Annotated in this window: 9 protein-coding genes and 1 pseudogene; 2 read left to right on the forward strand and 8 right to left on the reverse strand. The window is 71.1% G+C overall.

Going from position 1 to position 9,727, the window contains the following annotated elements:
* The 4 genes from ACTWQJ_RS38230 to ACTWQJ_RS38245 all read right to left on the reverse strand — a co-directional run.
* Positions 1 to 286: SCO2400 family protein (locus ACTWQJ_RS38230; protein ID WP_443311046.1), on the reverse strand; the 286-nt coding region annotated here is incomplete at its 3' end.
* Between the two features lie 204 nt (positions 287 to 490).
* Positions 491 to 2,482, reverse strand: coding sequence for a flavin monoamine oxidase family protein (locus ACTWQJ_RS38235; RefSeq protein ID WP_443311039.1), 1,992 nt, complete (start codon positions 2,480 to 2,482; stop codon positions 491 to 493).
* A gap of 153 nt (positions 2,483 to 2,635) precedes the next feature.
* Positions 2,636 to 3,187, reverse strand: coding sequence for a tellurite resistance TerB family protein (locus ACTWQJ_RS38240; RefSeq protein ID WP_443311040.1), 552 nt, complete (start codon positions 3,185 to 3,187; stop codon positions 2,636 to 2,638).
* 142 nt (positions 3,188 to 3,329) lie between these two features.
* Positions 3,330 to 4,379, reverse strand: a complete 1,050-nt coding sequence (locus tag ACTWQJ_RS38245; RefSeq protein WP_443311041.1) for an LLM class flavin-dependent oxidoreductase — start codon at positions 4,377 to 4,379, stop codon at positions 3,330 to 3,332.
* A gap of 329 nt (positions 4,380 to 4,708) precedes the next feature.
* Here ACTWQJ_RS38245 and ACTWQJ_RS38250 point away from each other — a divergent pair, with 329 nt between their 5' ends.
* Positions 4,709 to 6,121: a serine/threonine-protein kinase gene (locus ACTWQJ_RS38250; protein ID WP_443311042.1), complete on the forward strand. Its 1,413-nt coding sequence runs from the start codon at positions 4,709 to 4,711 to the stop codon at positions 6,119 to 6,121.
* Between the two features lie 20 nt (positions 6,122 to 6,141).
* Here the strand turns inward: ACTWQJ_RS38250 and ACTWQJ_RS38255 are convergent, their stop codons facing one another.
* The 4 genes from ACTWQJ_RS38255 to ACTWQJ_RS38270 all read right to left on the reverse strand — a co-directional run bounded on the left by ACTWQJ_RS38255 (position 6,142) and on the right by ACTWQJ_RS38270 (position 8,331).
* Positions 6,142 to 6,810: a DUF2637 domain-containing protein gene (locus tag ACTWQJ_RS38255; RefSeq protein ID WP_443311043.1), complete on the reverse strand. Its 669-nt coding sequence runs from the start codon at positions 6,808 to 6,810 to the stop codon at positions 6,142 to 6,144.
* On the reverse strand, positions 6,791 to 6,958 hold the full coding sequence (locus ACTWQJ_RS38260; RefSeq protein ID WP_224737288.1) for a hypothetical protein: 168 nt from the start codon (positions 6,956 to 6,958) through the stop codon (positions 6,791 to 6,793). Before ACTWQJ_RS38260 ends, ACTWQJ_RS38255 begins: the two co-directional genes overlap by 20 nt.
* Before the next feature lie 147 nt (positions 6,959 to 7,105).
* Positions 7,106 to 7,939 (reverse strand): hypothetical protein, encoded by an 834-nt coding sequence (locus tag ACTWQJ_RS38265; RefSeq protein WP_443311044.1) that lies wholly within the window; start codon positions 7,937 to 7,939, stop codon positions 7,106 to 7,108.
* A gap of 5 nt (positions 7,940 to 7,944) precedes the next feature.
* Complete coding sequence (locus tag ACTWQJ_RS38270) at positions 7,945 to 8,331, reverse strand: hypothetical protein (protein WP_443311045.1); 387 nt, start codon at positions 8,329 to 8,331, stop codon at positions 7,945 to 7,947.
* A 67-nt stretch (positions 8,332 to 8,398) separates the two neighbouring features.
* On the opposite strand from ACTWQJ_RS38270, the pseudogene ACTWQJ_RS38275 reads away from it, so the two are divergent.
* Positions 8,399 to 9,727 (forward strand): annotated as a pseudogene (locus ACTWQJ_RS38275) (hypothetical protein); the annotation flags it as partial.

Genomic DNA, 9,727 nt, shown 5'->3' on the forward strand with positions numbered 1-9,727 from the left:
GGTCCATCGCGGCGAGGGTCAGTCCGCCGCCGACGAGCGCGACGGCGGTCGCGATCACGGCCTTGCGCCGGCTCTTCTTCCAACGGGCCCGTTGGCGCCGCCGCGCCGCCCGGCCCTGCGGCGCGGGTATCGCGCCGTCGGTCTCGGCGGGCGGGACGGTCTCCGGGGGCGGGCCCGTGGGAGCAGTCCCGGCCGGGGCCGGAGCGATGTCCGGGGCGTAGGCGCCGCAACCGGGGCACACCAGGGCGCCGTTGAGATGCCGACGGCACGAGGAGCAGTAGTCCATCCGCCAGTAGTCCATCTGCGGTCTTCCTGAGTTGACAGCGCCGAACGGCCAGCAACGCTAACGAGGGATTCCTGCGGCTGTGTGCAGCCTGTGTGACGCTCCTGCACAGATTTCCCGCCCTTGTGCATACGCCCACGCCATGAGGCGGGCCCACCGTGTGGGATGGGGCGGGCCCATTTCTCGTACGGCTGTCCGGGGTGGCTTCTAGGCCAGGTGAACTTCCAGCGCGGCCCGCACCCCGGACTCCACGGCGCCCTCGATCCAGGACGGCTTGACCGAGGTGTGGTCCCCGGCGAAGTGCAGCGGTCCCTCGGGGCTGCGGATGGCCGCCAGGAGCTCCGTGTGCTGGCCCGGGAGCAGGACCGACGCCTCGCCGTACGCGTACGGGTCGCGCAGCCAGCTCTGGGTGCGGCCGGCGCCGGTGCAGAAGACCTCGATGCGCTGCCCGTAGACCTGTTGCAGCCCCCTGAGGGCGTGCGGGTAGCGGGCGTCGTCGTCGAGGGAGTCCCAGCGGGAGGCGTCGTCGGCCCAGCTGTAGGACGCGAGAACGACACCGCCCCGGCTGCCGGCCACCGGATGGGACGGGTTGATCATGAAGCGGTTGGAGTTGTCGGAGACCGAGCCGCCGCCGATGATGTCCGCGGCCTCGGGCTGCTCACGCGTGGCCCAGCGGTTGGCGGCGTAGTGCACGCGCTGCGCCGGGGTGATGTGCCCGGCCGGCACGGAGGGATGTGCGCCGAGCAGACTCCCGTCGGCGGGCGCCTTCCCCTTCCGGTACTCCTCGTACAGGCCGGGCCGTACGGCATCCAGCTCCCGCTTCCACTCACCCTCCCCGAACTCCCACCACCGGCGGCTGAACTCGAGCAGCACCTTGGTCGCGCTGTCGTAGTGCAGCTCGGCGACGGCACGTCGTTTGCCGTACGACATCAGCGGCCTGACCTGCACCTGCCGCAGCCCGGAGAACGGCACCGTCACGATCGCGAGGTCCCCGGTGAACTCCTCCCGTACGACCTTGCCGTCCCGCCCCTCGGACACCGTGTCCACCCACACGTGCGGCCCGCCGGCCCGGACGTGGGAGATGTCGCCGCGCCGGTCCGGGTCCCAGTACTCGATGTGCGTGACCCGCCGGTCCATCCGCACGACGTCCTTCACCTGCCGCAGCAGCGCGTCCGGCAGCGTCGCCGTACCGCCCACCAGCTCCCAGAACGCGGTGTCCGGGCTGATCAGCGACTGGCTGATGAAGCTGTGGATGAACGACAGGGGCAGCCGCGAGGTCAGGTTCTCCAGCGTGCCGACGAGATCGACCGTGCGCTCGTCGAAGCCGGCCTGCTCGGTCAGGAACCGGTACATGGACCAGTCTCCGTACCGCTGGATGACCCGCGCCCACCCCTCGACCCGTTCGGGCAGGGGTTTGTCGACGCGCCTGCCGTCCGGCCCGACCGTGCTGAACTCGTCGCGTACCGGGTCCAGGGCGGTGCGCAGGATGGTCGCGGACGGTGTGTCCCAGTACGTGCGCGGCACCCCGAAGGACCGGTTGACCCTGCGCGGCGCCCGCGCGTAGGTGGCGCGGCGCACCCGGATGCCGTTGACGTGGAGCCACGCCCGGTTGACCGGTTTTCCCTCGCCGTCGACGTCCACGAGATGGAACGGCCGTCGTTCGAGGTCGAGTTGGTCGATCAGGGACATCACCAGCGGATGGCTCCCGGGGATCCGCATGGCCCCGGCCTCCGCGTACTGCCGCGGATCGGCGAACGGCTGCGCCGCCTGCTCGTGTCCGCCGGTGCGGAAGGTCTTGATCCGGCCGCCGACCCGGTTGCCGTTGGCCTCCAGCAGCGTCACGCGATGCCCGGCCCGCTTCAGCAGCCAGGCCGCCACAAGACCCGCCGGCCCCGCACCGACGACCAGGATCTTCTTGGCGTTCCCGGTCCTCGGCCGGGGCAGACCGGTGTCGAGGATCTTCTTGTACGCCGGCACGAGCGGCCGGTTGTCGTCGTCGACGACCAGCAGCGCACGGGCGACCGCGAGGCAGGTGGCCCGGTCGGCGGTGGATCTCGGCGGGCAGGGCGCCTCTCGGGGACGGGCGGGTGCGGCGACGGCCGGTCCTGCCGCGCCGATCCCGACGGCCGCGGTGGTCGCGGCGGTGAACTTCCGCCTGGTGAAGGGGGAATGACGGTCAGCGATGCGCACTTCATCCATACGTCCTGGATAAGGTGCGCCGCCGTACCCCGACAGCGCGATCAACGCCGACCACCGGAACGTGCGAGCGCAAGGGGTCAGTCGGGCAGCCGCACCGACCGCCCGAGCAAACCCGTCACACCCACGCGCCCCCCAGCTGCAGTCGCCCCGGGTTTAGAGGCCGAACTCCTGGGGGGACACCCCGAGCACCGAGCACGCCTCGCGCAGGACCTGCTCCTCGGCCGGGGCGACGTATCCGTCCGCACCGGCGATGACGAAGCCGGTCTGCACGACCGCTCTGGCCTCCGTCGGCTTCTTGGCCGCCTTGGCGATCTCCTGCATGACGTCCCTCTTGCCCTGCGGGAAGTCGAACGCCAGCTGGTCGACATGCTTGTTGAACCGCTGGCGCAACTGCTCCGGCGGGAAGTTCTGCAGGACGTCGTTGTGCAGGATCAGCGACTCCACATGCTGGCGCTCGGTCGGGTCGACATGTCCGTCCGCCGCCGCGACCAGGGCGCACATCGCCATGCTGGCGTCCCGGTAGGCGCCGCTCTTCAGTTCCGTCTTGAGCGAGGTGAGCTGGGACTTGAGCGTGCTCACCAGCTGGGCCCGGGATCCTCCGGAGGACCCGGTACCCGGCCGCCCGTGTCCGCCGGAGCCCCGCATTCCCTGCGACTGCTGCTGCAGACTCTTGGCCTGGTCCTTGATCCGATCCCACATCGCCATCCGTGCCACCTCGGCTTCAGCCCATGTCGTTCCGGTCGCCCGCGAGCATTCCCGGGCCTCCCTCTGGCAACGCCTCCCGGGACCCCGAAGTTCCACGAACGGCTCAGCGACCGGGCTGTCCTGCCATGTCTGCGTCACCACCTCAGGGGAACGCGGGCATGATCCGGTCGTGGATCAGGCGGAGCTGGGTGTTCACGTCCGCCACCTCCGCGAGGTCGCGGCCGGTGAACGCCCTGACGAGCGTGTGGTCGGTGACGGCACAGATCATGTGGTTCACCCCGCTGGGAGCGATCTCCCGCAGGATCTTGTCCCGGCACTCCTCGGGCGTACCCGCGATGGAGAGGCGTTCGGCGATCTGCGGAGTGGTCAGCTCGATGCCCCGGGCCAGATCACCCGCGGCGATGGCGTCGATGACCGGTTTGAGCTCGCCCGGGTCCACCCCGTTGCGGCGCAGTTGCTCCTCCGGCATCGAGGAGGCGTAGATACCGACCATGCTACGGGCGGCGTCCTTGGCGGCCGCGGAGTCGGGCCCGGTCGCGAAGACGACCCACGCCCCGATGTCCAGCGACCGCCAGTCCCGGCCCGCGCGCTCCGCCCCGGCGCGTATGTGCCGCACCGCGTAGTCGTAGGCCTCACGGGTGTAGCTCAGCGCGTGATGGCAGCCGTCCGACAACTCGCCCGCCGCCTCGAAGGACTTCGGCCCGCGCATCGCCCCCAGCTTGAGCGGCACCCGGCTCTGCACCGGCCGGGCGAAGGTGAACAGCCCGTCGTAGGAGAAGAACTCGCCGTCGTGGGTGATGCTCCCCTCGTCCAGCAGGGTGCGCACCACATGGAGCGCCTCCTTCACCCGGGACAGCGGTCGCGTCCGGGCCCAGTCGATGCGGTACTGCGCCAGCAGCCCGAAGTTGCCGCTGGACAGCACACCCTCGGCGCGCCCTCCGGACAGTTCGTCGAGGGTGGCGAGGGCCTGCGCGATCAGCGTCGGCTCCCGCAGCGTCACCGGGGACACGCTCGGGCCCAGCCGGATCCGCCGGGTCTGTCCGGCGGCCGCGGCGAAGAGCAGCCACAGGTCCTTGTGCCAGGTCTCGTCGGCGGCATAGCAGGCGTGAAAGCCCAGTTCGTCGGCGAGTCGGATGGAGTCCAACGACTCCGCGAGCGGGTAGTCGGGGAGCATCGCGTAGCTGAACTTCACGGGCGCCACCTTCCGAGGAGTGAACCGCGGTACGGATGTGTCGTGCACCTGTCTCCATCGAGGATGTTGACGCCGACCGTCAACTGTCCAGGGCCCGGACGGAGTTGTCGCAGACCCCGGCGCACGCCTGTGTGTGCGCCGGTACGGCACCACCTGCGCCGGAAAGATCCAGGAAAACGAGGAAACATGCCCCCGGCGCTCGCGGGATCTGAATCATGAGGGCTCTGAGGAACGCCGGGCGAGAGCAACCGGGGGGACGGGTGCACGGGGCAGGTTCACCGGAGGCAGGCGCCGGAGACGGGCGCCAGGGCCCGCCCGGACTCGGGCAGTTGATCGGGGGCCGTTATCGCCTGGTCGGGCGGCTGGGCGCGGGCGGGATGGGCACCGTGTGGAAGGCGTACGACGAGGTGATCGGCCGTGAGGTCGCCGTCAAGGAGCCCCGGGTCGAGGGGGTGCCCGACGGGGACCGGGAGGTGCTGTTCGCCCGGCTCGAGCGTGAGGCACGTGCCGCGGCGCAGGTCGACCACCCGTCGGTGGTGGCCATCCACGACGTCGTGACGGTGGACCGGCGGCCGTGGATCGTCATGGAGTTCATCCGGGGCAGGTCGCTCGCCGACGTGCTGGCGGAGGGCACACTGACGCCGGCCCAGGCCGCCCGCATCGCGTTGCCCGTGGTCGGCGCACTCGCCGCGGCCCATGAGATCAAGGTGCTGCACAGGGACGTCAAACCGGGAAACATCATGCTCGCCCGGTCCGGCCACGTCCTGCTCACCGACTTCGGTATCGCCCAGGTCGAGGGCGAGACACCGCTGACGGAGCCCGGCGCGGTGGTGGGCAGCCCCGAGTACATGGCGCCGGAGCGGGTCCTGGGCAGGGCGCCGGGGCCGGAGTCGGATCTCTTCTCGCTCGGCGTGCTGCTCTACACGGCGCTCGAGGGCTTCTCCCCGTTCCGGCGCCCGACGGCGCCGGCGACGTTCCAGGCCGTACTCCACGTCGACCCGCCCACCCCCGCGCAGGCGGGTGGACTCGCCGGCCTCGTCATGCGGTTGCTGAGCAAGAAACCGCAGGCGAGGCCGGACATCGGGGAGATCGTCTCCGTGCTGGAGAGGGTCGCAGGCCCGGACCCCGTCCCGGTGGGGGCGCCGCCGTCCGGCGAAGGCGGCCGGGGACGGCGGTGGCTGCGGCCCGGTCTCGCGGCGCTGACCGCCTCGGTCGTGACCGGCGCCGCCGTCGCCGCGCTGATGTGGCCGGGCGCCGGCCGTGCAGGGGGCGACACCGGCAGCGGCGCGTCCGAGATCCCCGAGGGCTGGAAGATGCAGCACAAGCTCGGCGCGTCCCTCGCCGTCCCGGGCGACTACGAGGCGCATGTCTCCCCTGACGCCGTGGCCTTCCAGGCGCACGAGGGCCAGGTGCACCGGCAGGTGGTGCTGCTGCGCTGGGATGTGCCGCAGGGGTCCGCGAAGCAGAGGGCGGAGTACTTCTACCGGGAGTACACGGCGAACAAGGCATTCACCGACGTTCGGATCGTGCTCTCCGAGCTGGAGGTGGAGGGCCGCAGGAGTGCGGCCCTCACCATGACCTACCGCCCGGACGGAGGCCGGCTCTGGCGCAAGAGCGAGCTGTTCCACAACGCGGGAGGTGAGCTCTGGAAGATCATCGTCGACTCGGCTGTCACCAACGAACAGGACACCAGCGCCGACGAGCTCTTCAACGGCGCCGTGCACACCCTCAGGACGACCTGAACACCCTCAGAAGACCTGCGTCATGGCTTGGGTTTCCCCTGACCGCCCACGGCGTGCCGAGGCCGGCGCTTTGTCGAGACCTGGCCGACGAGCTCCCAGAAACACACCAGAGCGGTGACCGGCGGAATTCCGAAGATCACTAACGACAGGATCGAGCGGGACGAGTGGCCGACCGACAGCGCCACCGCCAGGGCGGACGCGGCGAGGATGACGCACCAGGACCGCCGCGCGCTCCGCTGCTGAACGGTTGCCCGCACGATGGACAGCGCCGCCACCAGCCACGGCCCGAACACCGTCATCGGCCACCATTGCGCAAATCTCATGGGCAGCACGGACGAGGCGATGGCGCGCAGTTGGTCATAGGAATAGGAGAGCGACCATCCCAGCATGCACACCGCGCTCAACGTGATCGCCGCGATCAGGAGCGTGACGTGAGTGACACGCTGACCGCCGTCAAGGAAATGGGATTCCGGGTGGGGCCGCCGCCGGTTGCTCCTGCGGTGCGGTCGCCCGGCCAGCCGGTCCGGAGCGGGCTCGGCGGACGCGGTGGACAGCATCTGGGCCAGTTCCTCGACCGGGTCCCAGTCGTTCGGCGGGATGTCCGGTTCCGGGGCCACGCTCCACAGCTGCTGGGTATCGACCGAGGTCTGAAAATCGTAGAGCCCGGACTCATCGCGCATCGTGGTCATACAGCCCCATCATCGCCCGGAGGTATTCGCTTTCCATCTGTCTGATCTTTTTATGGAAATCATCAAGCAGGTCCGAGCAGTACATGAGGCGCACATCGACATCCGTCTCGAGGTCGCCGGTGTCGTGCCCGAAAAGCGTCTTGGCCACGGGCCCTTCCTTCCAAGTCACGATCACCTAACGAGCCCAACAGCGGGTGAGATGTCGGGCATTCGGGGGATGCAAGTCGCTCGAAAGGGGGCGCGCGGAGTGTGAATAACAGCACGTAATCGGCGGTATTTTAAGCGCCGAAGGAAATTATATTCCGGGATTACCGTCGTCGGTGTGCGGGTCCGTGTGCTGCAGGATCAGCGCCGCTTCCGTGGTCCGGCACAGCGCCTCGACCGCGTGGCGCAGTCCCCGCCAGGAGGCCAGGCCGAGCACGATGCCGACCGGCGCCGCGGGCCACCACCAGATGCCGAGCAGCGTGAACGCCGTGCTCCAGGCGAGGCCCTCGCAGGCCGCGTCATAGGCGTCGCGGGCCTCGGCCAGCGCGGCGCGGGACGTGTCGGGTGCCGCGAGCAGGAGCGTGGTCCACCCGCTCGCGATGTCGTCACCGGTCTGCGCTCTGACGCGTGCCTCGGTTGCGCGGAACCGGTCGCTCGACCACGTGGGGGAGTCGGGACTGTCCGGCCCGGTGCGGGCCCGGCGCGCGTCGAGCCGGTCGGCGCGCAGCTCCTTGCCGTCGTCGCGCGCCCGTACGGCCTGCCGTCCGAGTTCCGCCGGCGGCACCCAGCGCCGTACCCGCCATGCGGTCAGCCGCCGGCCCAGCGGCATCAGCCACCACGGCCAGGCCCCCGACGCAAGCGCCCCGATCGCGGCCGCGGCGTACGGCACCGCGAACGCGGCCCCCACCACCGGCACCGCGACGAGTACGAGCGACGCGATGCCGTCGGCGGTCAGGCCGCCGCCCAGCCTGAGCGCGCCGGCGATCCGCTCGCGGGCGAGCGCGATGTCGTTCCAGTTGCGCTGGCCCAGCTGTCCGCCGCCCACGAGCGCGACCACGACGAACAGCGCGGCGGGCAGCAGCCGCCGCAGGAACCACCCGTCCGGGATGCGTTTCTGCAGCTCTATGAGCAGGCCCAGTCCCACCGCCGTCAGCCGCCCACCAGGCGCATCGGCCGGTCGGCCAGGGCGCAGGTCGGCGTGTCCGGCAGGACGCCGTCCCGCAGGTCGACCCGGGCGCAGCGGCGCGTGGGACAGACCCAGCCGGTCGACTGCGGTGTGGGGGCGCCCGGCCAGTCGCCCACGCCCATCGTGGGGCGCAGCCCGAGCCCGCCGGGGATGCCGGCCGCCTCGACGGCGTAGTGCAGCGCGCGTACGGCGTTCCGCCACTCGGTGGTGGCCGGGTCGGCATCCCGTACGACCGCGAAGTGCGCGTCCCAGAGTGCGGGACCGATCAGCTCGCGTACCGCGTCCACGTTGCGGCACAGGTATTCGACGGCGTCCTCGTACACCCGGCGTGCTCTCGCCCCGTCCCCCACGGCGGCCTCCCTGAAAGTCCCGAGAACCACTGCTCTCTGACAGGTGGTCAGACTAATGTAAGAGGCGATGACTGAGCCTCGGGATCGAGTGGTCGCACGCCTCGTCACAGCTCAGAACGCCCGCGATCCCGCGCCGCTGCGCACCCGGGACGCGGTGGACGATGCGCTGGCCCTGCTGCGGGAGGTCGCGCCGCTGCCCGAGGAACCGGTCGAACTCGGCCCGGTCGCCGCCGTCTTCTGGACGTTCTGGTTCCGCCATGAGGGCCCCGAGGATCCGGACGTACAGCAGAACCTGTTCTTCGTGCTGGGCACCTTCGGTTTCCTGTGCCCGCGCCTGCCCGAGAGCGCGGGGCTTCCCGAGGCCCTGCGGGACGGCTTCGACCCGGCCGATCCCTCGCACGATGCCCGGTTCGCCCACCTGGTGAGTTCGGCGCACGCCGATGCCGTGGTCAGGGCGCCGGATCCGGGGGAGCCCGAGCCGCGGGCCGCGCTGGACCGGGCGCTCGCCTGGTCGGACTCGGCGATCGAGTACGTACTGGCCGAAGACCACGCGGGATTCGTGGAGTTGGCGTTCCATGCCCTCCAGCTCAGCGTGACGCGCTTTCACATCACCGCCGACCCGGACGGGCTGGCCGCGGCGGCACGGTACGCCCGGGCGGTGTGCCGGCGGCTGGCCTCCGTCCCGCCCGGTTTCCTCGCCCCCGACCGGGCCCAGGAGGTCGCCGCAGTCGCCCTGAGCACGCTGATGGACGCCGCGCGGCTGCTCGGCGCGCCCCCGCTCGCCCTGGTCGAGCGGCTGGTGGCGGCGGCCCCGGACGGTGCGTGCACCCCGGAGACGACCGAAGGACTGCGCCTGCTGCGCGAGTTGTACGGCAACCCCGTCACCTGGCCCGGCGAACGGGACCTGCGTATCGGTGCGGCCATCGCCGACGCGGGCATCCGCGAGCACGACGCGGGCCGGATCGCCTGCGCCGTACGACGGCTGCGCGCGGCCCGGGCCGAGACCCCCGCCGGTCATCCGGCGCATTCCGAGGTCACTGCCGTCCTCGGTCAGGCGCTTGCGGCCCTCGGGAGGGAGCGCGGCGACGAAGAGGCGACCCGCGAGGCGGCCGAACTGCTCGACGGGCTCGGCGCGGTGAACGAGGAGGACCAGGAACTCGTCTCCGCCTACCTGGAGTTGGAGGGACTGAGCGGCGGTGACGATCCGCGCCGTGCCGGGCCGGCGCTCGCCCGCCTCGTCGAGCAGCTCCGACAGCGCGCCGCGCGCCAGGGTGACGCCCCGGACATTCACCTCGAAATCCTCGACCTGCTCACCCGGGTCGACGACCGGACGGGCGAGATCGATCCCGACGCCATCTCCGACGAGCGGATCACCCGGTACGGCACCGCCCTTGCC

The sequence above is a fragment of the Streptomyces sp. KR55 genome, from assembly GCF_052245645.1.
Lineage (GTDB): Bacteria > Actinomycetota > Actinomycetes > Streptomycetales > Streptomycetaceae > Streptomyces > Streptomyces flavusporus.